This window comes from Tabrizicola sp. (assembly GCF_041911175.1).
Lineage (GTDB): Bacteria > Pseudomonadota > Alphaproteobacteria > Rhodobacterales > Rhodobacteraceae > Tabrizicola.
The window spans coordinates 1-21,572 of the sequence record NZ_JAYRPN010000125.1 but is presented as its reverse complement, the minus strand read 5'-3'; the positions used below and the strand labels follow the sequence as shown (position 1 = coordinate 21,572).

20 protein-coding genes and 1 pseudogene are annotated in these 21,572 nt (G+C 65.8%); 11 read left to right on the top strand and 10 right to left on the bottom strand.

What is annotated here, in order from left to right; all coding sequences use genetic code 11:
• Positions 1–56: 56 nt before the first annotated feature.
• Entirely contained in the window at positions 57–1,151 is a 1,095-nt protein-coding gene (locus ACE3P6_RS17250) for a hypothetical protein (RefSeq protein ID WP_374397538.1), read from the bottom strand.
• A gap of 291 nt (positions 1,152–1,442) precedes the next feature.
• Here ACE3P6_RS17250 and ACE3P6_RS17245 point away from each other — a divergent pair, with 291 nt between their 5' ends.
• Positions 1,443–1,958: a transglycosylase SLT domain-containing protein gene (locus tag ACE3P6_RS17245; protein WP_374397536.1), complete on the top strand. Its 516-nt coding sequence runs from the start codon at positions 1,443–1,445 to the stop codon at positions 1,956–1,958.
• A gap of 7 nt (positions 1,959–1,965) precedes the next feature.
• On the opposite strand, the gene pepN is transcribed toward ACE3P6_RS17245, so the two are convergent.
• A complete protein-coding gene (gene pepN, locus ACE3P6_RS17240; RefSeq protein WP_374397534.1) occupies positions 1,966–4,527 on the bottom strand; it encodes an aminopeptidase N in 2,562 nt (853 codons plus the stop codon).
• 114 nt (positions 4,528–4,641) lie between these two features.
• On the opposite strand from pepN, the gene ACE3P6_RS17235 reads away from it, so the two are divergent.
• The 4 genes from ACE3P6_RS17235 to ACE3P6_RS17220 are packed head-to-tail and all read left to right on the top strand — an operon-like array spanning position 4,642 to position 10,267.
• Positions 4,642–6,069, top strand: coding sequence for an FAD-binding domain-containing protein (locus tag ACE3P6_RS17235; RefSeq protein ID WP_374397532.1), 1,428 nt, complete (start codon positions 4,642–4,644; stop codon positions 6,067–6,069).
• Positions 6,070–6,128: 59 nt separating this feature from the next.
• Positions 6,129–8,153, top strand: a complete 2,025-nt coding sequence (locus tag ACE3P6_RS17230; protein WP_374397530.1) for an FAD-dependent oxidoreductase — start codon at positions 6,129–6,131, stop codon at positions 8,151–8,153.
• Complete coding sequence (locus tag ACE3P6_RS17225; RefSeq protein ID WP_374397528.1) at positions 8,153–9,661, top strand: trimethylamine methyltransferase family protein; 1,509 nt, start codon at positions 8,153–8,155, stop codon at positions 9,659–9,661. Before ACE3P6_RS17230 ends, ACE3P6_RS17225 begins: the two co-directional genes overlap by 1 nt.
• 27 nt (positions 9,662–9,688) lie before the next feature.
• Positions 9,689–10,267, top strand: a complete 579-nt coding sequence (locus tag ACE3P6_RS17220; protein WP_374397527.1) for a TetR family transcriptional regulator C-terminal domain-containing protein — start codon at positions 9,689–9,691, stop codon at positions 10,265–10,267.
• Here the strand turns inward: ACE3P6_RS17220 and ACE3P6_RS17215 are convergent, their stop codons facing one another.
• From ACE3P6_RS17215 to ACE3P6_RS17205, 3 genes are read right to left on the bottom strand one after another with little or no spacing between them, the layout of a single operon-like run.
• Positions 10,268–11,158, bottom strand: a complete 891-nt coding sequence (locus ACE3P6_RS17215) for an SRPBCC domain-containing protein (RefSeq protein WP_374397525.1) — start codon at positions 11,156–11,158, stop codon at positions 10,268–10,270.
• The gene (locus ACE3P6_RS17210) at positions 11,155–11,637 is read right to left on the bottom strand and encodes an SRPBCC family protein (RefSeq protein WP_374397523.1); all 483 of its coding nucleotides are present in this window, start codon (positions 11,635–11,637) and stop codon (positions 11,155–11,157) included. Before ACE3P6_RS17210 ends, ACE3P6_RS17215 begins: the two co-directional genes overlap by 4 nt.
• Complete coding sequence (locus tag ACE3P6_RS17205) at positions 11,634–11,975, bottom strand: ArsR/SmtB family transcription factor (RefSeq protein WP_374397521.1); 342 nt, start codon at positions 11,973–11,975, stop codon at positions 11,634–11,636. Before ACE3P6_RS17205 ends, ACE3P6_RS17210 begins: the two co-directional genes overlap by 4 nt.
• Before the next feature lie 198 nt (positions 11,976–12,173).
• Here ACE3P6_RS17205 and ACE3P6_RS17200 point away from each other — a divergent pair, with 198 nt between their 5' ends.
• Entirely contained in the window at positions 12,174–14,318 is a 2,145-nt protein-coding gene (locus ACE3P6_RS17200) for a malate synthase G (RefSeq protein WP_374397519.1), read from the top strand.
• A gap of 244 nt (positions 14,319–14,562) precedes the next feature.
• Here the strand turns inward: ACE3P6_RS17200 and ACE3P6_RS17195 are convergent, their stop codons facing one another.
• Positions 14,563–14,802: a hypothetical protein gene (locus ACE3P6_RS17195; protein WP_374397517.1), complete on the bottom strand. Its 240-nt coding sequence runs from the start codon at positions 14,800–14,802 to the stop codon at positions 14,563–14,565.
• A 263-nt stretch (positions 14,803–15,065) separates the two neighbouring features.
• Between ACE3P6_RS17195 and ACE3P6_RS17190 the strand changes: the two genes are divergently transcribed.
• Positions 15,066–16,637 carry a hypothetical protein gene (locus ACE3P6_RS17190; protein ID WP_374397515.1) on the top strand — a complete coding sequence of 524 codons (1,572 nt, stop codon included), beginning with the start codon at positions 15,066–15,068 and terminating at the stop codon, positions 16,635–16,637.
• Between the two features lie 84 nt (positions 16,638–16,721).
• Here the strand turns inward: ACE3P6_RS17190 and ACE3P6_RS17185 are convergent, their stop codons facing one another.
• Positions 16,722–16,973: a BolA family protein gene (locus ACE3P6_RS17185; protein ID WP_374397513.1), complete on the bottom strand. Its 252-nt coding sequence runs from the start codon at positions 16,971–16,973 to the stop codon at positions 16,722–16,724.
• 83 nt (positions 16,974–17,056) lie between these two features.
• On the opposite strand from ACE3P6_RS17185, the gene ACE3P6_RS17180 reads away from it, so the two are divergent.
• Complete coding sequence (locus tag ACE3P6_RS17180; RefSeq protein WP_374397511.1) at positions 17,057–17,689, top strand: J domain-containing protein; 633 nt, start codon at positions 17,057–17,059, stop codon at positions 17,687–17,689.
• Positions 17,690–17,813: 124 nt separating this feature from the next.
• Entirely contained in the window at positions 17,814–18,788 is a 975-nt protein-coding gene (gene cobS, locus ACE3P6_RS17175) for a cobaltochelatase subunit CobS (RefSeq protein ID WP_374397551.1), read from the top strand.
• A gap of 5 nt (positions 18,789–18,793) precedes the next feature.
• Here cobS and ACE3P6_RS17170 read toward each other — a convergent pair whose 3' ends face one another.
• The 3 genes from ACE3P6_RS17170 to ACE3P6_RS17160 all read right to left on the bottom strand — a co-directional run bounded on the left by ACE3P6_RS17170 (position 18,794) and on the right by ACE3P6_RS17160 (position 20,073).
• Positions 18,794–19,186, bottom strand: coding sequence for a type II toxin-antitoxin system HicB family antitoxin (locus ACE3P6_RS17170; protein ID WP_374397509.1), 393 nt, complete (start codon positions 19,184–19,186; stop codon positions 18,794–18,796).
• Positions 19,183–19,380, bottom strand: a complete 198-nt coding sequence (locus ACE3P6_RS17165; protein WP_374397507.1) for a type II toxin-antitoxin system HicA family toxin — start codon at positions 19,378–19,380, stop codon at positions 19,183–19,185. The genes ACE3P6_RS17170 and ACE3P6_RS17165 overlap by 4 nt, the downstream gene beginning before the upstream one ends.
• Positions 19,381–19,488: 108 nt before the next feature.
• Positions 19,489–20,073: an NADPH-dependent FMN reductase gene (locus tag ACE3P6_RS17160; RefSeq protein ID WP_374369583.1), complete on the bottom strand. Its 585-nt coding sequence runs from the start codon at positions 20,071–20,073 to the stop codon at positions 19,489–19,491.
• 168 nt (positions 20,074–20,241) lie between these two features.
• Here ACE3P6_RS17160 and ACE3P6_RS17155 point away from each other — a divergent pair, with 168 nt between their 5' ends.
• Together ACE3P6_RS17155 and ACE3P6_RS17150 are read left to right on the top strand one after the other, a co-directional pair.
• A complete protein-coding gene (locus tag ACE3P6_RS17155) occupies positions 20,242–20,931 on the top strand; it encodes an aspartate/glutamate racemase family protein (RefSeq protein WP_374397505.1) in 690 nt (229 codons plus the stop codon).
• 4 nt (positions 20,932–20,935) lie between these two features.
• Positions 20,936–21,572, top strand: a pseudogene (locus tag ACE3P6_RS17150) (cobaltochelatase subunit CobT); the annotation flags it as partial.

Here is a 21,572-nt window from a genome sequence, read left to right as displayed (position 1 = left end):
AAGCGGTCCTTGGGGCCGGGTTTAGGCCGCAAGCCGCGACAGGGCAAGGGGAGGCGTCAGGTGCGCCGCACCAGGGTGCCAAGCCCTTCGCCGCGCCGGACGATGCGGGCGCCGCGCTTCAGGGCCGGGCCGAAGACCTCGGCCATCGCGAAGGCCAGGCTTTCGGTATGGCGGGTCCAGCAATCCATCTGGATCTCGCGCAGGCGGTTCCACAGCACGTCCGAGAGCGCCGCGCGGGTCTTGGTCAGCTGGTAGGCGGCCTCTGCGCCGTCCTTGCGGAAGTTCATCGCCATGCCCGAGAGGATGCAGGCGGCCACGTTGGCGCGATGCTGGCAGCCCGTCGCGGCCTGGTAGTCGTGCAGGGCTTCCAGGAAGTATTCCAGGTCGAGCGTCGGCGACAGATCGCCCAGCGCCTCGGCAGCGGCGATATGAAACACGGCGTAGGAGGCCTTGCCGGTAACGGCTTCCGTCATGCGGACGGACCGGCGCGCGGCACGTTCGAAACCCGACAGCGAACCATGCCAACCGGGCAGCATGTCGACGGCATGGGCGGCGTGGACGGCGGCATCCTCGGGGTCGAGATCGACCCAGTCCTCATACCATTCGCGGCTGACCGCGGCGCCATCCTCGATCCCAGGGATCAGGCCATAGCGGGTGCCGGCCAGAAGCGGCGACATCTCCTCGATCGGGTCGAAGAGGGTGACGAGGGTTTCCGCGCGTTCGAAATGTACCGCGCCCTCCGACCAGACCTCGCGTGAAAGCTGGCCCTGCGGCGCGGCCTTGCGCCGGGCATTGGCAAAGTCGATGTGGCCTTGGGCCACGACCTGAGCGGCGCAATAGTCATCCGGGTTGCGGTCGTAGAGGCCTTCGAGGGTTTCGATCTCGGCCAGGGCGGCGGTCCAGTCCTTGCGCGAGATGGCGGCAGCCAGCCCGGCGCGCATGCCTTCGCTGATCAGCGGAGCAACGCGATGCCCGCCCGAGGCCATCACCCGTTCCTGGTCGGTATAGCGCAGCGCTTCGAACAGATCGGCCCATTCCCCCGCCGCCGCCATCGCGGCATGATCGTCACGGATGCACTGCCATTCGGTGCATTCGGCGCCAAGCCGCATCACCGGAACGTCGAGTCGCGCCAGCACCTGATCGGCCGTCATGCCATCCAGGAGTTCGAACCCCGGCGTCGCGGCGGGCCGAAGCAGGGTGGCATCTTCTTGCTGACCGCGACCCGTGCGGGTTTTCACATGCATCAGCGACGGTGTAACTAGCATCGACTCGCCCTCCGGCAGGTTTTGGCTGCCACAGCCGGGACCGTGATGCCGGATCAGGGCGAAAAAAGGGAAATGCGGTGATCTTCGGGTGACGTCGACATGCACAAGGGCATGATTCTGGGAATGTTTGCGGCAGTTTCGCTGTCGGGGTGCATCAGCACGCAACCGAAGGACCAGATGTCCTTTGTCGCTCCGCCGATGCAATGGGACCACCATCCCGAGGGGGCGGAGTGGACCGAATCGACCCTGGTTGCCGTGTCAACCAAGGATCCGCAACTGTCCGAGCGGGTTCCCGCCGACATCGAAACCTGGTGCCCCGGCTATACGGAAGCCTCGGTCGAGGAACGCCGCGCCTTCTGGACGGGGCTGCTCTCGGCGGTGGCGAAATACGAAAGCACCTGGAACGAAAAGGCCTCGGGCGGCGGTGGGCGCTGGATCGGCCTGATGCAGATTTCACCGCGGTCGGCAGCGAATTACGGCTGCGACGCGACCTCGGTCGGTGCGTTGAAGGACGGCGAGGCCAACCTGGAATGCGCCGTCGAGATCATGTCTCGGCAGGTCGCCAAGGATGGCATGGTGGCCGGTGGCGGCAATCTTGGCATCGGGCGCGACTGGGCGCCGCTGCGCAGCAGCGAGAAGCGGGCCGCGATGGCGGCCTGGACCCGGGCGCAACCCTACTGCAAGGCGACCTGACGACCGGTCAGCCCGCAGCGCGCATCCGTTCCAGCATTTCACGCAGGTCGCCGGACAGTCCGGGCGCGGCGAGCATCCGGTCAAGCTCGGCCCGTGCCAGCCTGCGGCGGGTGGCATCGTAACGCGGCCAGGTCTCGAAGGCCGTCGACACGCGCGAGGCGGTCTGGGGGTTCAGGGGGTCGAGCTTCAACAGCCAGTCGGCAACCAGTCGGTAGCCCGCGCCCGAGCGGTGGTGGAAGCCCGCGTGATTGGCGGCGAGGGCCCCGATCACGGTGCGGAAGCGGTTGGGGTTCTTCCAGTCGAAGCCGGGGGTCTCCAGCAGGCGGCCGGTCAGCGCCGCCGCCTCGCCCGGTTCGGCGCTGGCAATCTGCAGCGCATACCACTTGTCCATGACGTTCGCGTCGCGACCCCAGCGGGCGGCGAAGGCGACCAGTTCCTTCTCGCCCTGATGCACGTCGAGAAGGGCGGCCAGCGCGCCGATCTCCTCGGTCATCGACCGGGCGCGGGCGAAGGCCGAGGCGGCGAGCTTGCCGCCGTCGCGCCGGGTCAGAAGCTGGAGCGCGGCGATCTTCAGCGCCCGGCGACCGGCTTGATCCGCTGAAGGGGAGAAGGGGGCGTTGTCATCCAGGTCCTTGTAAAGCCTGTGCAATCCCTCGCCCAGCCGGATCGCCAGCGCGCCCGCCATCTCGCGCCGGGCGGCGTGGATCTTGGCGGGGTCGGGGATGCGGCCCGTCGCGGCGATGGTCTGGGCCAGGTCGTCCTCGCCCGGCAGGCGCAGGCAAAGCGCGCGGAAGGCAGGGTCGAGGGTCGCGTCGAAGGTCACCGCGGCAACGGCGTCCAGCCAGTCCGACCGGACCGGCGTGCCCTTCAGCGCCATCTCGGCCATCACCTCTTTCGCAAGCGCACGGCCCGCCTCCCATTTGTTGAACGGGTCGGTGTCGTGGGCCAGAAGGAAGGCGCGTTCGCCCGCCACCGGCTTGCGGTCCATGACCACGGGGGCCGAAAAACCGCGCAGGATCGACGGGACGGGACGGGCCGCCAGCCCCTCGAACCGGAAGGACTGCTTGGCGCGGGTCATCTCCAGCATGATCGTCGGCACCACCTCGTCGCCGTTGGGGTTGAGGAGGCCGACCTTGACCGGGATCACCTTCGGCTGCTTTTCCGGCTGGCCGGGGGTGGGCGGGTTTTTCTGGGTAAAGGTCAGGGTGTAGACGCCATCGGCCCAGCTGTCCTCGACTTTCAGGCGGGGGGTTCCGGCTTCGGAATACCAGAGCTTGAACTGCGTGAGGTCGCGGTCGGTGGCATCCTCGAAGACCTTGAGCCAGTCCTCGATGGTGGCGGCGTCGCCGTCATGGCGGTCGAAGTAGAGATCGAGAGCGCGCTTGTAGCCCCCGTCGCCGACCAGCGACTTCAGCATCCCGATGACCTCGGCGCCCTTCTCGTAGACCGTGGCGGTGTAGAAGTTGTTGATCTCGACAAAGCTCTCGGGGCGCACCTGATGGGCGAGCGGCCCGGCATCCTCGCGGAACTGGCGGGCGCGCAGCGCCACCACATCCTCGATCCGGCGCACGGCGGCCGATCGCATGTCGCCGGAAAACTGGTGGTCGCGGAAGACGGTCAGCCCTTCCTTGAGGCAGAGCTGGAACCAGTCGCGGCAGGTGATGCGGTTGCCGGTCCAGTTGTGGAAATATTCATGCGCGATGATCGCCTCGATCCGGGCGTAGTCGTCATCGGTGGCGGTTTCCGGGCTGGCGAGGACGTAGCGGGAGTTGAAGATGTTCAGCCCCTTGTTCTCCATCGCGCCCATGTTGAAATCATCGACCGCGACGATATTGAACACGTCCAGATCGTATTCGCGGCCATAGACCTGTTCGTCCCAGCGCATCGAGCGGATCAGGCTGTCCATCGCATAGGCGCAGCGGTCCTCATCGCCGGGGCGGACCCAGATGTTGAGCGCGACCCTGCGGCCCGAGGCGGTGGTGAAATCGGCGGAATGGGCGCGGAGGTCACCTGCCACCAGCGCAAACAGGTAGGCGGGCTTCGGCCAGGGGTCGTCCCATTCCGCCCAGCCCTTGCCGCTGGCGGTGGGGTTGCCGTTGGACAAGAGGATGGGCAGGTCGGCCTCGATCCGCACCTTGAAGCGCGACATCACGTCGGGGCGGTCGGGATACCAGGTGATCTTGCGGAAGCCCTCGGCCTCGCACTGGGTGCAGTACATGCCCTTCGACATGTACAGGCCTTCCAGCGCAGTGTTGGACTCCGGCGCGATCTGGACCTCGGTGTCCAGCGTGAAGGGGCCGTCCGGGAGGTCTTTCGCGGCAAGCGTCAGGGAATGCCCGTCGATCTGCGGCGTGACGGGCTGTCCGTCGACAGTGCAGGAGAGATGCGTCAGCCCCTCACCATCCAGCCGCAGGTCGTTCCGGCCCGGACGTTCGGGGTTCGGGCGCAGCGCCAGCCGGGCGATGACCCGCGTGGCAGCGGGGGCAAGGCGGAAGGTCAGGTCCACGCTGTCGACGATGTGGCTGAAAGGCTGGTAGTCGGCCAGGTAGACGGTCTTCTGCTCGGTCATTGGGCGCTCCCTTTCCGACCGAAGCTACGGCGAAACGGACGGGGCGCAAGGGGGGCGCGGGCCCCGGTCGTTTGCCGCTTTACGAATCTGCGCCGGGCGATGCATCTATGTTCCATGAATGTTCTCGTTTGGCTGAAGCGCGACCTGCGCGTCCACGACCATCCGGCGCTGACCCTTGCGGTGGGGATCGGGCCGGTCCTGCCGGTCTATGTGGTGGAGCCGGAGCTTTGGTCAGAGCCCGACGCCTCGGCCCGGCAATGGGAGTTCGTGGCGGAAAGCCTCGCGGGCCTGCGGGAAGAGCTGGCCGGGATCGGCGCGCCGCTGGTGGTGCGGGTCGGCGATGCGGTGCAGGTGCTGGCAGGCTTGTGCAAGCGACATGGGATCGCCCGGATCGTCAGCCATGCCGAGGTGGGCACCGCCTGGACGGCGGCGCGAAACCTGCGGGTGGCCGGCTGGGCGCAGGGGGCGGGTATCGCGTGGACCGAAGTGGCGCAAACAGAAACGGATGCAGCGGGAATGTCCCCGCAAGGGGCGCGGCTTCCCCCTGCCCTTCCGCTGCCCGAGGTGCAGGCTGTCGCAGGGGTGGAGCCCGGCCTGATCCCCACGGCCCGCGCCCTGCGCCTTGCCCCCGACCCCTGCCCGCACCGCCAGCTCGGGGGCCGCGCGCGGGGGCTGGAACTGTTGGACAGGTTCTTGGCGCAGCGGGGCGAGGCCTACAGCACCACGCTGGCCTCACCCCTTGTTGCCGAACGCGCCTCGTCCCGGCTTTCACCGCATCTCGCCCACGGCACATTGTCGCTGCGCGAGGTGCGGTTGGCAACCGCCTCCCGGATTTCCGAGCATCCGGGTGGGCGGTGGCGCGGGTCGCTCTCGCGCTTTCAGGCCAGCCTTTCGGCGCGGGAGGAGCCCGTTCAGGCGCAGCAACCAGAGAGGGAAGGGCCTTGGCCGACCGCCCCCTCCCGTGAGACCGATGCCACGCGGCTGGTTGCCTGGACGCAGGGCGAAACCGGCCTGCCCTTCCTGGACGCCTGCCTGCGCTATCTGCGGGCGACCGGGTGGCTGCCTGCGCCTTTGCGGGCAATGGTGACCTCGGTCGCGTGCTGGCACCTGGCGCTGGACCGCGATGCCGTGGGCGCCCATCTGGCGAGGTCGTTCACCGACTATGACCCCGCGCTCTACTGGCCGCAGTTGCGAGCGGTAGCGATGGACCCTCCTCCCCGGCCTGCGAACCCGGTGCGACTGGGCTTTGATCTCGACCCTTCGGGCGCCTTCACCCGGCGCTGGCTGCCGGAACTCGTCCCGGTGCCGGATGCGGTCCTGCACGAACCCTGGCGCTGGCCCGAGGCGCGGCACCTTCTCGGCCACCGCTACCCGGAGCCGGTCGTCGATTTCGCCTCTGCCTCCCGGGACGCCCGCACACGGTTGCGGCAGGCGCGTCTGTCTGTGGGCTTCGCGGAAACTCCGGGCGGGTTTGCGCAACGCTCCACCAGCAGAACAGGCGCCCGGCGGCGAGACAGCGCGCAGCTTTGCCTGCCCTTCTGACCGCTTGACGCAGGCGGCGCGGCACTCTTACTATACGATCATTCAACAAGGATGGCCCGATGCCCCGCGACCTGCGCTACGACATCCTGTTCGAGCCCGTCCGCATCGGCCCGGTCACGGCGCCGAACCGCTTCTACCAGACCCCGCATGCCACCGGCTTCGGCTGGCAGCGCCCGCAGTCCGGCGCGGCCCTGCGGGGGGTGAAGGCCGAGGGCGGCTGGGGCGTCGTTTGCACGGAATACTGCTCGATCCACCCCAGTTCCGACGACAGCCCCTACGCGTTCCTGACGCTCTGGGATGATGACGACATTGCGCCGCTGGCCCTGACCGCCGAGGCGATCCATGCCCGCGGATCGCTGGCCGGGATCGAGTTGTGGCATGGCGGCGCGCATGCGTCGAACCGGATGACCCGGCTGCCGGGGATCGCGCCCGATGTGCAGCCTGCGCTCTACCACCTGCCCACAACGGCGCGGGCGATGGACCTTTCGGACATCCGCGCCTTCCGGGGCTGGCAGCGCGATGCGGCGTTGCGGGCCAAGCGGGCGGGGTTCGACATCGTCTATGTCTATGCGGGCCACGACTACCTGCCGTTCCAGTTCCTCTCGCGCCGGACCAACCATCGCGGTGACGCCTATGGCGGCAGCCTGGAGAACCGGGCGCGGCTTCTGCGCGAGATGATCGAGGACACCAAGGACGCCGTGGGTGACAGCTGTGCGGTGGCGGTCAGGCTGGCGGTGGACGAGTTGCACGGGCCGGAAGGGATCACCTCGGAAGGCGAGGGGCGTGAGATCATCGAACTGCTGGCCGAACTGCCGGACCTCTGGGATGTGAACGTGGCAGGGGCTTTGGGGAATGACTCGCGGTCGGCCCGGTTTTCGGGCGAGGGGTTCCAGGAGGAGAACGTCGCCTTCGTGAAATCGCTGACTACGAAGCCGGTGGTCTCGGTCGGGCGTTTCACCTCGCCCGACCGGATGGTTGCCCAGATCCGGCGCGGGGTGCAGGATTTCATCGGCGCGGCGCGGCCTTCGATCGCCGACCCGTTCCTGCCGCTGAAGATCCGCGAGGGGCGCGAGGACGAGGTCCGGGAATGCATCGGCTGCAACATCTGCCGGGCGGCGAACAACGAAGGCGTGGGCCTGCGCTGCACGCAGAACCCGACGATGGGCGAGGAATGGCGGCGCGGCTGGCACCCGGAGCGGATCGCGGTTCACCAGAAGCGCGAGAAGGCGCTGGTCATTGGCGGCGGCCCGGCGGGGCTGGAGGCGGCGCTGACCCTGGGCCGAAGGGGGCTGGAGGTGGCTTTGGCCGAGGCGTCGGACCATTTCGGCGGGCGGCTCTTGCGCGAGGCGACGTTGCCGGGCCTGGCGACCTGGATGCGGGTCCGGGACTGGCGGCTGCACATGATCGGGAAACTGCCGAATGTAGAGCTGTTCCCGGCCAGCCGGATGGCTGCGGTGGATGTGGCCGAGTTCGGGGCGGATCATGTCGTGCTGGCGACGGGGTCGCATTGGCGGCGGGACGGGGTGGGTGTCTATGCGATCCGGCCGGGAGAGTTCCCCTTGGCGCTGACCCCGGATGATGTGTTCGCGGGGGCCGGGATCACCGGGCCGGTGGTGTTCTATGATGACGAGCATTACTTCATGGCCGGGGCGCTGGCCGAGAAGCTGGCCCTTGCGGGGCATGAGATCCATTATGTAACGACCGCCGCCGTCGCCTCCAGCTGGACGGTGCTGACCAACGAGCAGGATTTCCTGCAAGCCCGGTTGATCGAGGCGGGGGTGGCGATCCATCCGCTGAAGGCGTTGAAAGCACAGGAGGTCGGCGAAGTGACCCTTGCTTGCGTCTACACCGGACGGGTGGAGCCCCTGCCCTGCGGAACATTGATCCTCTGCACCGGGCGCCTGCCCGACAACGCCCTTCCCGGCGCGCTTGCCGAACAGGGGACGCAAGCCACCCGGATCGGCGATTGCCTCGCGCCTTCGTCCATCGCCGATGCCGTCCATTCCGCCCACCGCTTCGCCCGGCTTCTGGGCGAGCCCGACCTGCCCCCGCGCCGCGAGCGCGCGCCTGAAAGGAGCCTCTGATGCGCCAGCGCCGCCCTGCCCGGTCCCCGAATGCCATCCCGCAACGTCCCTTCGGCCAGATGCCGCGCAGCTATGACCCGATCAGGGTGCTGAGCGAGGATCAGGTGGAAGCGATCCACCGGGCCGCGCTGGCGCTGCTGGCGACGCAAGGCATGCGCGTGCTGAACGGCACCGCCATCGACCACTTCCGCCGGGCCGGAGCGCGGGTCGAGGGGCAGATGGTCTATCCCGACCCCGGGCTGATCGAAGAGCGGCTGGCGACCGTTCCCCGCACCTTCACCATCGCGGCGCGGAACCGGGCCAAGGACCTGCGCTTCGGTGGCAACGACATGGTGTTCTCCTCCGTCGGCGGGCCCGCCTATGTGATGGATCTCGACCGCGGTCGCCTTGATGGCACCCTGCAGGACATGCAGGACTTCCTGCGCCTGTGCCAAAGCCTGAACGTGATCCAGCAGGAATCAGGCGGCCCGCTGGAGCCGATGGACCTGCCTGCGAACACGCGGCACCTGGATCTTTACCTGAGCCAGATCACCCTGCTGGACAAAAGCTGGAACCTGAACGCGCTGGGGCGGGACCGGACGATGGACGGTCTGCACATGGCGGCGCTGAGCATGGGCTGGTCGCTCGACGACCTTGCAAAGCAACCGATGATGATGGGGGTGATCAACACCAACTCGCCCCGGCAGCTGGACGACCCGATGAGCCAGGGCCTGATCACGCTGGCCGAACATGGCCAGGTCGCCATCGTCACCCCCTTCACGCTGGCGGGGGCGATGGCGCCGGTCAGCCTGGCCGGGGCGCTGGTCCTGCAACATGCCGAGGCGATGTTCGGCGTGGCGCTGACCCAGATCGTGCGGCCGGGCGTGCCGGTGATGTATGGCGGCTTCACCTCGAACGTCGACATGAAGACCGGGGCGCCTGCCTTCGGAACCCCGGAATATGCCAAGGCCGCGCAGGCCTCGGGCCAGCTTGCCCGCAGGATCGGGGTGCCGTTCCGGTCCTCGAACACCACTGCGGCCAATGCCATCGACGCGCAGGCGGCTTACGAGTCGATGATGTCGCTCTGGGGCTGCCTGATGGGGGGCGCGCATCTGGTGATCCACGGCGCGGGCTGGATGCATGGCGGCTTGACCGCCAGCTTCGAGAAGCTGATCCTTGATGCCGAGATGCTGGGCATGATGCAGGCCTATTTCCAACCGATTGCCGTCAGCGATGAGGCCCTGTCGCTCGACGCCATCGCCGAGGCAGGGGTGGGAGGGCATTTCTTCGGCACGGCGCAGACGATGGCGATGTATGACACTGCCTTCCATCCGCCGATGCTGTCGAATTGGGACAGCTATCCGACCTGGCTGGCTCGCGGGGCAGAGGAACTGCCGCAACGCGCCAACCGCATCTGGAAGGACCTGCTGGCCCATTACGAACAGCCGCCGCTGGACAAAGGCATCCACGAGGCGCTGGAGGCTTTCGTCGCCCGCCGCAAGGCCGAGGGCGGGGCCCCGACGAACTGATGGGGACGAACTGATGGGGACGAACTGATGGCCCGCTTCACCCGCCTTTCCAGCGACGACCGCCGCGCGCAGCTGATCGACGTCGGTCTCGCCTGCCTGGCCGAGGGCGGCATCCTGCATTTCACCGTCGACCGCATCTGCAAGGCGGCAGGCGTCTCGCGCGGGCTGGTGCTGCACCACTTCGGCTCGATGGCCGAGATGCTGACCGCCGTCTATGCGCAGCTTTATCGCGACACCGTGCCCGACCTCGCGTCCCTGCCCCCCGAGACCCGGGTCATGGCGCTGATCGACGGGGTCTTCGCGCCCAAGGCCTTCAGCCGCGACACCTTGGCGGCCTGGCTGGCGCTCTGGGGCCAGATCGCGGTGACGCCCGCCCTGCAAGCCGAGCACCAGCAGCAATACCGGGTCTACCTGACCCAGGTCAGCGATGCGATTGCCGCGCTGGCGGCGGCAAGGGGGCGGACGGTCGAGGCCCGGCCCCTTGCGGTGTCGCTGATCTGCCTGATCGACGGGCTCTGCCTGCAGCAATGCATGGACCCCGATGTGATCGGACCTGAAGCGGCGAAAGCCGCCTGCCTTGCCTTCGTTGCACCGTATCTGGGCTGATCACTCGGCGCCGACGGTCCGCGCCAGCTTGCCCAGCGTCTGCAGGCCCAGCTCCACCGCGCCGAAGCCCTTGGCGTCGTGGTATTCCTGCGCCGTCGCCATCACCATGCCCAGCGTCACCCGGGTCGCGCCGTCCAGATCGTCGAAACTGGCCCAGGCATCGGCATGCTTCGGCCCATTCTCGCCCCAGTGCAGCGTGTAGTCCAGCCGCGCCTCGGGGATCACCGCGCCGTATTTGTGGTGGTTCGGGAAGACCGTCCCGTCGGGCGCGATCATGTCGAAGACCCATTCGCCGCCCTCGCGCAAGTCGATGCGGCTGGTGCGGCAGGAAAACCCCTCCGGCCCCCACCATTTCGGCAAGGAGTCGGCGTTCATCCAGGCGCCCCAGACCACGGGGACCGGGGCCTTGATCACCCGATGGAACAGAATCGTGCGTTCTGCCACCGCGCCCAGGTTCGCCACCCCGGCGGTGAAGCCCTGCCGGTAGCCCTCGGCCATATCCTCGGCCAGCGAGGCAAGCTGGACCGTCACCGCGACCCGGCTCTGCTCGCCGTCGCCGTTGAAATCCGCCGTCACCAAGGCGGCAGATTTCCTTTCCCCCTCTTGCGAAACCACCTCGTAGCCGACGCTGCGCGCGTCTGGCACAAGGTCCAGCCACCCGGCCTCGACCCGGATATCGGGCTGCCCCGCCACCTTGCAGAGCGAGACCTCGCGGCCCCCTACCCTTGCGTCCGACTCAAGGAATTCCACAGTCACGGCAGGGGTGGGCGCGGCCCAGACCGCCCGCGCAGCGGGAGAGGTCCAGGCGGCGTAGAGCGTCGCCACCGGGGCCGCGACCTTGCGCTCGAAAGTCAGGGTGGCGAAACGGTCGGCGGTCAGGTCGCGGCTCATTGCTTCAGCCCCTGGGCATAGCTCTCCAGCTGGGTGATCACGGTGCCCCAGCCGTCGTAGAAGCCCATGTCCTTGTGCGCCTTCGCGGTTTCCGCATTCCGGTGCCGGGCAATGGCGGTGTATCTGGTGCGCCCGCCGCCGATGTCCTCGAAATGAATGATCGCGGTCATGAACGGGTCGGGCTTGGGCTTCCATCCCGCGCTGTAGGCATCGGTAAAGACCAGCTTTTCGTTCGGGACAACCTCCAGGTAGACCCCGTTGTTCTCCATCTCGTTGCCCTCGACGTCGAAGGTCGTGTTGCAGGCCCCGCCGACGCGCACGTCCAGCTCGCAGGAGACAACCCGGTGCGGCTTCGGGACGAACCAGTGGACAAGGTGCTCGGGCGTGGTCCAGCACAGGTAAAGGATCTCGCGCGGGGCGTTCACCTCGCGGGTGATGACGAGGTCAAGCTGGGGGTCCAGGTCGGGGGTCGTGGTCATTTCTCGCGCTCCTTCATCAGGTTCATCACATAGTCGTCCAGCCGATCCAGCCGCGCCTCCCAGACCTTGCGCTGCTCGTCCAGCCAGTCGGACATCGGTTGCATCGCCCTTGGCTGGAAGGCGCAGGACCGGACGCGCCCATCCTTCTGTGTGGCAACCAGCCCCGCCTCCTCCAGCACCGAAAGATGCCGCAGGATCGTCGGGAGCCTAAGTCCCGTCGGCCCGGCCAGTTCCGTCACAGGTGCGGGACCACGGGCCAGCCGGTTCAGCATCATGCGCCGGGTCGGGTCGGACAGCGCATGGAACAACAGGTCGAGGTGGGGATCATGCTTAGCCATGTGGCTAAGTAACCTATCGCCACCGAGTCGCGCAAGAAAAACTTAGCCAATCGACGAAGTTTTCGCTTTCCGGTTTTCGCGAAAGGTGATTTTCGGCTTCCTTTGAAATTCGGCCCCGGCTTTTCTTGCCGCCGCCCGGCCCCCTCGCCTATTGTGTGCCACAGCATACAAGCGGCCCGGCGGCCAAGGGAGATTGCCATGACGGAACGTCTGGATCGGGCGGGGCTTCAGGTGGATGTGGTGCTCGCCCGCTTCGTCGAGGATGAGGCACTGCCGGGCACCGGGATCGAGGCAGGGCAGTTCTGGTCGGGTCTCGCCGCGCTGCTGGCGGATTTCGCGCCGCAGAACCGGGCGCTTCTGGCCAAGCGGGACGATCTGCAGGCGAAGATCGATGCCTGGCACGTCGCCCGGCGCGGGCAACCGCATGACCATGCCGCCTACAAGGCCTTCCTCGCCGAGATCGGCTATCTCTTGCCCGAAGGCCCGGCTTTCAGCATCGAGACGACCAACGTGGACCCCGAGGTCGCCAAAGTCCCCGGCCCGCAGCTGGTGGTCCCGGTCACGAACGCCCGCTACGCGCTGAACGCGGCGAACGCGCGCTGGGGCAGCCTCTACGACTGCCTCTACGGAACGGATGCGATGGGCTCCCTGCCGCCCTCCGGCGGCTATGAACGTGGCCGGGGCGCGCGGGTGGTGGCGCGGGCGCGGGTGTTCCTGGACGAGGCTTTCCCCATCGCCGGCACCAGCCATGCCGACGTGCGACGGTATGTGGTGAAGGACGGCGCGCTTCTGGTCGACGACCTGCCGCTGGTACAGCCGGAGAAGTTCGTCGGCTACCGGGGCAACCCGAAGGCTCCTGACTCCATTTTGTTGCGGAACAACGGCTTGCATGTCGAGCTGGTCTTCGACCGCGCGCATTTCATCGGCTCGCGCGACCAGGCGCTGCTGGCCGATGTGCAGCTGGAAAGCGCGATGACGGCGATCATGGACTGCGAGGATTCCGTCGCCTGCGTCGATGCCGAGGACAAGGTCGGGGCATATCGCAACTGGCTGGGGCTGATGAAAGGGACGCTCTCGGAGGTGTTCGTGAAGGGCGGGCGGAAGGTCGAACGTCACCTGGCCGCTGACCGGGAGTATCTGGACCCGCAGGGCAGGCCCTTCCTGATCAAGGGCCGCGCGCTGATGTGGGTCCGGAACGTCGGCCACCTGATGACCAACCCGGCGATCCTGTTGCCGGACGGGTCCGAGGCGCCCGAGGGCCTGATGGACGCGATGGTGACGGTGGCCATCGCGCTGCACGACCTGAAGAAGGCCGAGGGGACGCGGAACTCGGTGCTGGGGTCGGTCTATGTGGTGAAGCCGAAGATGCACGGGCCGGAGGAAGTGGGTTTCGCGGACGCAGTGATGGCGCGGGTCGAGACGGTGCTGGGCCTTCCTGCGGCGACGGTGAAGCTCGGGATCATGGACGAGGAACGGCGGACCTCGGTCAACCTGAAGGAATGCATCCGGGCGGCGAAGGGGCGGGTTGCCTTCATCAACACGGGTTTCCTCGACCGGACCGGGGACGAGATCCACACCTCGATGGAAGCGGGGGCGTTCAGCCGGAAGGACTTCATCAAGCGGAAGTCCTGGATCACCGCCTATGAGAACCTGAACGTCGATATCGGGCTGGAATGCGGGCTGTCGGGCAAGGCGCAGATCGGCAAGGGGATGTGGGCGATGCCGGACCTGATGGCGGCGATGCTGGACGAGAAGATCGCCCATCCCCGCGCGGGGGCGAACACGGCCTGGGTCCCTTCGCCCACTGCGGCCACTCTGCACGCCCTCCACTACCACAAGGTCGACGTCTTCGCGGTGCAGGCCCGGCTGGCCAAGGGGGGGCGGCGGGCGCATGTGGACGGGATCCTCGATATCCCGCTCGCGAGCTTCCAGGCGTGGAACCGGGCGCAGGTCACGCGGGAGGTCGAGAACAATGCGCAGGGCATCCTCGGCTATGTGGTGCGCTGGATCGACCAGGGGGTCGGCTGCTCCAAGGTGCCGGACGTGAATGATGTCGGGCTGATGGAGGACCGGGCGACTTGCCGGATCTCGGCCCAGCACATCGCGAACTGGCTGCATCACGGGGTGGTGAGCGAGGGTGAGGTGATGGAGGCGCTGCGGAAGATGGCGGCGGTGGTGGACCGGCAGAATGCGGGGGACCCCCTCTACCGGCCGATGGCCCCGGCCTTCCAGGGAGCGGCGTTCCAGGCGGCCTCGGACCTGGTCTTCAAGGGGCGGGAGCAGCCTTCGGGGTATACCGAACCCCTGCTGCATGCCTGGCGGCTGCGGGTGAAGGCGGGGTAGTGTCCACGGTGGACAGATTTTCCGGTCGTTTGAAATCAAGGAGTTGGTCGCGGACGTTAGGGGATTTTTAACGTCTTGCCTTGGCTCTGGTCGGGGCGGTTTTCGAATGGAGCGCTGACGCGCGAAGTCCTTTTGTCTCGTCGTCGGGCTGCGCCTCCTCCTCGGCGTTGGGGGCGCTTCGCCCCCCAAACCCCCCGAGGATATTTGGAGCCAGGTGAAAGGGGATTGGGTCGGCGCGAGTCGATCAGGGCCGATTTCTGCTGGGCGGGGCCTGTCCCAGCACGCCGACTTCGCGGAAGCGGTTGGGACGGAGATAGGCCCAGTTCAGGAGAGCCGCCGGGACGCCGATGAGAAGGCCTGCAACAGCGGCCCAGAGGAAGGTGGACCAGCGGTAGTGGCCGAGGGTGAGGCCTGCGATGACGACGGCTCCGGCGATGGAGGAGGTCCAGAGGGTAAGGAGCCAGAGGCGAAGGTGCGGGAACATGAGAGGTCTCCCTGCGGGGGGGGGGGTGGATGAAGGGGTGACCCTGACCATCGACGGCGCCGACTATGTCGGGGTCTCTCTGCGGGGTGGATGAAGGGACAACTCGGCAAAGGTGGCGGTGGTTCCCGTGAGCGCTTTCTCGCGTGAAGGGGTTTGGATGAAATGGTGGGTTGGCACCCGCTCTACGCTTGCTGTGTGCAAGGGCGTGGGATCAGCTTCCCTTGGACAGACCCCTATGGTAGCTCAGACTTCTGGAGGTAGCTTTGATTACAAAACCCTTGGGCATCGACGAACGACCAGAGCAAATTCGCCCGCCAGTTGTCAAGGGAGTGGGAGTCACTCTATCCGAACTCTATTTGGCAAGGTTGGCAGAGAAGTCGTTTCTGAACCTGTGGTCTTACCCCAGCCCTTTTAGGGACCAGCGATCGACCAGCGGCACCGAGGGAAAGGAGCTTTGTGACCTGCTGGTGGTTTGTGGCCATCATATAATCATTTTTAGCGAGAAGACGATTGAGTGGCCGCGAGGAGACTTGAATACAGCTTGGTGCCGTTGGGCAAGGCGAGCTGTGCAGAACTCTGCCAAGCAAGCCAACGGCGCCGAGCGCTGGATCACTGAGTATCCTGAACGTATATTTCTTGACCGCGATTGTACCAAACGCTTCCCGATTGATTTTCCACCACCGGAGACAAGGATCTTTCACCGCGTGTTGGTGTCACAGGGTGCGTCCAAAGCCTGCAGGATTCACCTTGGTGCCACTTCTGGCAGCCTGATCATTCGCCCATCTCTCAAAGGGGATGCCCACTGGAACAATCAAGCAGGTGGTGTTGCGCCATTCGCATTTGGAGATATTGACCCCGACGGTTCATTTGTTCACGTGTTTGACGAAGTCGCGCTGGATATAGTTATGGCAGAATTGGATACGGTTCGAGACTTTACTGACTACCTAGTCAAGCGAGCTGAGTTTATTAGATCTGGAAGACTACATGAAGCTCACGGCGAGGAGAATTTGCTCGCCTACTACGCAATCCGAATAAACGAAGACGGTGACCATGATTTTGTTACTGATGGGAAGAGCCCTCCCATCACGATTGACCGGAACCAATATGCGAAACTGACCTCCGATTCACGCTACATCGCAAAAAAGCATGAGGACAAAATTTCCTATGTCTGGGATATGCTCATTGAAGGGTTCACGACCCATATGCTCGACGGTACTTCCATAACAATAGATGACTATGAGTTTGATCTCCGTAGGAACGAAATTGGCGTTCGATATATGGCGCTTGAGCCAAGATTCTATCGTCGCGCACATGGTCAAGCTGCTATGGGCGCCCTTGAGAAAGGCAAAACTGCGGATAGATTCTTCCGAGTTATTTTGCCTGGCTCCAAGTCCAAAGACAAGGGAACGGCATTCTTCATACAGACCTACAAATACTTGGACTGGATGGAAGCCAAAGGTGGGTATGAACAGTATCGCCGAAAGCGCACAGAATCTGCTGTTATATATGCGAAGGGCCTACTAGAGCGTTATCCACATCTTGAACGAGTTGTGGGCATATCACGTGAACCACCTGGTCAGGGGCGTGGCGTGTCTGAAGACTTGGTTTATGCCGAGCAATCGGAGTGGGGCAACGAAGAGCGAAGGGCAATTCGGGAAGATTGCACGAAACTGGGAGTCCTACAGAATATGAAAGAGCGGGCTTGGGACGGCCAAGAGTTTCCCGAGGTTAAAACCGTCACATTCGAGCGTCCATCCTTAGGTTGGCCCATAACCCAAATGAACCGGCAAGAAAGGCGAAAGATGGAGGCAAAACAGCGGAAGAAGCGCAGATGACTTCTGCGCAGAACTCGGTTTGGTGCGGTAGTCTGTGGCCTAAAGCGCTTTAGCGCACCCTACGAGTCGCAATGATACGCGCCGTCAGCCGATATCCAACCCGATCGCATGGACGCGGCTGTTCAGGTCGCCGAGCGCCGCCTGCACGGCCCGGTGCCGCGCCACGCGGGTCATCTCGCGGAGAGCCTCGGCGCGGATGGTGATGTGGAAATGGCTCTCGCCGGACCCATCATCCCCGGCGTGGCCAGCGTGGCGGTGGCTTTCGTTCACCACCGTGAGCACGCTCGGCGCGAAGGCGGCGGTCAGGCGGTCCTCGATCTCGTCCTTCACAGCCATGTCAGGCCCCCTTCCAACTTCCCGCCAAAGCCTTAGACTTGTGCCCCCGAGTCGGAAACCCCCGTCGGAAAGGCCCCCTTCGCATGACCAGTCGTCCGCCCTTCGATTTCAACCTCAGCGCCGCGGCTGACAAGAAGCGCAAGAAAACCGGGCGGCGGGGCATGTCGGGGGCGTTCGAGACAGCGGACAAGCCCTGCGATTATCCGGGCTGCAAGGAAAAGGCCGCCTTCCGGGCGCCGAAATCGCCGGATCTGCTGGATGAGTTCTTCTGGTTCTGCAAGGATCACATCCGCGAGTACAATCTGAAATGGAATTTCTTCCAGGGGACGACGGACGAGGAGTTCCAGAAGTTCCTCGACAAGGACCGGGTCTGGGAGCGGGAGACCAAGCCCTTCAGCCGGATCGGCGACGGCAATGCCTGGGCGCGGCTGGGGGTGAACGACCCGATGTCCCTGCTGGGCGAGAAGGCGACGCAGAACCCGGGCAAGGTGCTGTCGACCGCGACGCGCAAGCTGCCGCCGACGGAGAGGAAGGCCATCGAGATCCTCGATGCGCGCGACACTTGGACCAAGACGGAAATCCGCAAGCAGTACAAGACCCTGGTCAAGGACCTGCATCCCGACATGAACGGCGGCGACCGGCGCGACGAGGAACGCTTGCAGGAAGTGGTCTGGGCCTGGGACCAGCTGAAGGACAGCCGGTTCTTCCGCGAATAGCGGCGGCGAAAACCGGCGCGGGGCGGTCGGGTATCGCCCTTCCCCTTGAACCCCCCGGCGATATGTTCCAAGGATGGCCGGTGCGGCGCGATGGGGCGTCGGCGGCTTTGGATGGGTTAAGGCGATGCTGGATCAGGTGATGAAACCGACCGAGGAAATCTCGGTCCGCGATGTGTTCGGGATCGACACCGAAATGCGCGTCAAGGGCTTCGCCGAGCGCACCGACCGGGTGCCGGAGATCGATTCGACCTACAAGTTCGACCCGGACACAACTTTGGCGATCCTCGCGGGCTTTGCCTATAACCGCCGGGTGATGATCCAGGGCTATCACGGGACGGGGAAATCGACCCATATCGAGCAGGTGGCGGCGCGGCTGAACTGGCCTTGCGTGCGGGTCAACCTCGATTCGCATATCAGCCGGATCGACCTGATCGGCAAGGACGCGATCAAGCTGCGCGACGGCAAGCAGGTGACGGAGTTCCATGAGGGCATCCTGCCCTGGGCGCTGCGCAATCCGGTGGCCATCGTCTTCGACGAATACGATGCGGGGCGGCCGGATGTGATGTTCGTGATCCAGCGGGTGCTGGAGCATGACGGCAAGCTGACGCTTCTGGACCAGAACGAGATCATCACGCCGCATCCGTGCTTCCGGCTGTTCGCGACCTCGAACACGGTTGGCCTGGGGGACACGACGGGGCTTTACCACGGGGTCCAGCAGATCAACCAGGCGCAGATGGACCGCTGGTCGCTGGTGGCGACGCTGAACTATCTGTCGCATGACGCCGAGACGGCGATCGTGCTGGCGAAGAACCCGCATTACAACACGGACAAGGGGCGGAAGACGATTTCGCAAATGGTCACCGTGGCGGACCTGACGCGGACGGCCTTCATGAACGGCGACCTGTCCACGGTGATGAGCCCCCGGACGGTGCTGAACTGGGCGCAGAACGCCGAGATCTTCCGCAACGTGGGCTATGCCTTCCGGCTGACCTTCCTGAACAAATGCGACGAGCTGGAGCGGCAGACGGTGGCTGAGTTCTACCAGCGCTGCTTCGCCGAGGAGCTGCCGGAGAGCGCGGCGTCGATGGCGATGAAGTGAGGGGCTTAATGCCCGCCCTTGATCTCGTTCAGCGCGGCCATTGCGAGGAAGCCTGACCGCGTCAGGCCAAGCCCCTCTGCCGCCGTGTCGATGGCGTCGAGGGTGGCTGCATCCAGGCTGATGTTCACCCGCTTCTGCCGCGAGGCGGGCTGGACCAGCGGCACGGCGATCAGGAAGGCGCCCTGGGCCAGATCGGTGGCGACCTCGGCTGCAATCGCCTCGGGTCCGCGCGGGGGGACGGGGGCGGCGTCTTCGAACCAAAGCTCAAGGGCTTCCACCGCATTGCGCAGGATGTCGCCCTCGGCATCCGCGGCGGCGAAGCAGCCGGGGAGGTCGGGGAACGCCAGCCCATATGCGCTGTCGGGTTCCTTGTGGACAAGGGCGAGATAGGTCTTCATCGCGGCTCCTTCAGCCACCCGGCGGCTTTGGCGATGCTGCGCGCGGTGCCAAGCGGCAGGTCTTTCTTCGGATGCGGCACGACAAGCGTCTGGCCGTGTCTGCGGAACTTGTGGTGCGAGCCCTTAACCGACACCAGCGACCATCCCTCGGCTTGCAGGCGGGAAAGGATGTCTTTGCTGTTGGTGAGGATCATCGGCGCACAGGATTTGTGTGTATATAAGTAGAGAAAATTCTGAAAGTCAATCTGTCGGGAAGCGACGGCCAGGCAAGACCTCTGGCCGTCGCGAGCAGGATTTCGGCCTCAGCCCCGCGCGGCTTTGGTCGCCTTGGCCCACCAGACCAGGTCATCCAGCATCGCCTTGGTCGAGGGGCCGATGGAGCCTTCGATGTCGGCGAGGTTGCCGGTGCCGCCGAAGCCGGGGTGGACCTTGAAGAAATCGCCGCCGCCGATGCGGGCGTTGGCGCGGGTGGGGACCATCTGAAGCTCCACGCCGATGTTCTGCAGGTGGCCAAGCGCGTTGGCGCCGCCCATCGAGCCGTAGGCGATGGCGCCGAAGGGCTTCCGCGCCCATTCGACATAGGCCTGGTCCAGCGCGTTCTTCAGCACCCCGGTGATCGACCGGTTGTATTCGGCGACGACGAAGATGTAGCCGTCGAACTCACCGATCTTCTTCTGCCAGGCGACGGCGGCGGGGTCTTGCGAGGGGACCCAGGCGTTCGAGGCGACTTCGGCGAAGAAGGGCATCGGGAAGTCGCGCAGGTCCACCACCTCGACGTCGAGGTCGCCGCGGGCTTCGGCCTGCGCCTTGATCCATTGGGTCGGGATGTCGGCAAAGCGGGTGGGGCGGGTCGACGATACGATGATCGCGATCTTCGGGTTGGCCATTGGTCTCGTTCCTTGATTGTGTTGCTTTTCGTTGCCGGTCTTATCTGGCGACGAGGGGTGTCCTGCCAACTCCACAAAGCCGCGCCGGTTCTGTGCAGGGGCGCACGGCAGCGGGTTGCTGCCGGGGGAGCGGGGTGGTTAAGTCCGGGAACGGACGGAGGAGAGCGCATGCACATTGGCCTCATCGGCGGCATCGGACCGGCGGCGACGGTGGTCTACTACCAGCGGCTTTGCGCGGCGATGGCCGAGCGGGGAGCGCGGCTGGAACTGACCATCGTGCAGGCAGACATCCACGAGCTGATCGCCAACAACCTGGCCGACCGGCGGGTGGAGCAGGCGGGGGTCTATGCGCGGCTGATCGACCGGCTGAAGGCGGCGGGGGCGGAATGCGCGGCGATCACCTCGCTGGGCGGGCATTTCTGTTTCGACGAGACGGTCGGGCGGTCCTCGCTGCCGCTGGTTTCGGCGGTCGCGCCGCTGGATGCGTTCTTTGCGGCGGAACGGATCGGGACGGTCGGCCTTCTGGGCACGCGGGTGGTGATGCGGACGAAGCTTTACGGGCAATTGCGACGGACGAAGGCGATTGCGCTGGAGGGGGAGATCGAGGAGCTGGGCCAGCTTTATCAGGAGATGGCAGTGGCCGGGGTCTGCAATGGAAACACGCGCACACGGTTCCTAGACGCGGGGCAGCGGCTGGCGGATCAGGGCGCCGAGGCGGTGGTGCTGGCCGGGACCGACCTCAACCTCGCCTTCGACGGGCAGGAAACCGGATACCGGGTGATCGACGCATTGGACGTGCATGTGGCGGTTTTGGCCGATCTGGCATCTGGCAGAGCCTCGCCGGACGGATTAGGCTGACGCCATGATGAAGCCCAGCGACAACCCCGCCGATCCGTTCAAGAAAGCCCTGGCCGAGGCCACCCGCACGATGGCGGATGACCCGGAGATGGCGGTGACCTATTCGGTCGATCCTTCGGGGATGAACAAGGAAGGCGTGCGCCTGCCGCAGGTCAGCCGCCGGATGACGCGGGACGAGGTGTTGCTGGCACGCGGGACGGCGGATGCCTTCGCGCTGCGGCGGAAGTATCACGACGACGGGGTGGCGGCGAAATATGCCCCCACCGGGCCGCTTGCGCGGGACATCTACGAGGCGATGGAGAACGCCCGCTGCGAGGCGGTGGGCGCGCGCGACATGCCGGGGACTGCCGGGAACATCGACGCGAAGATCGCCAACGAGGCCGACCGCAAGGGCTATGGCCAGTTGACCTCGGCCTCGGAAGTGCCGCTGCCGGTGGCGGCGGGCTATCTGGTGCGGCAGATGGCGACCGGGCGGCCCCTGCCGAAGTCGGCGGAACATGCGGCGGACCTGTGGCGGGGCTTCGTCGAGGAGCAGGCGGGGGAGACGCTGTCGAACCTTGATCATGTGCTGGCCGACCAGGCGGCATTCGCGCGGCTGGCGCGGAAGGTGATCGCCGACCTTGGCTATGGCGACCAGCTGG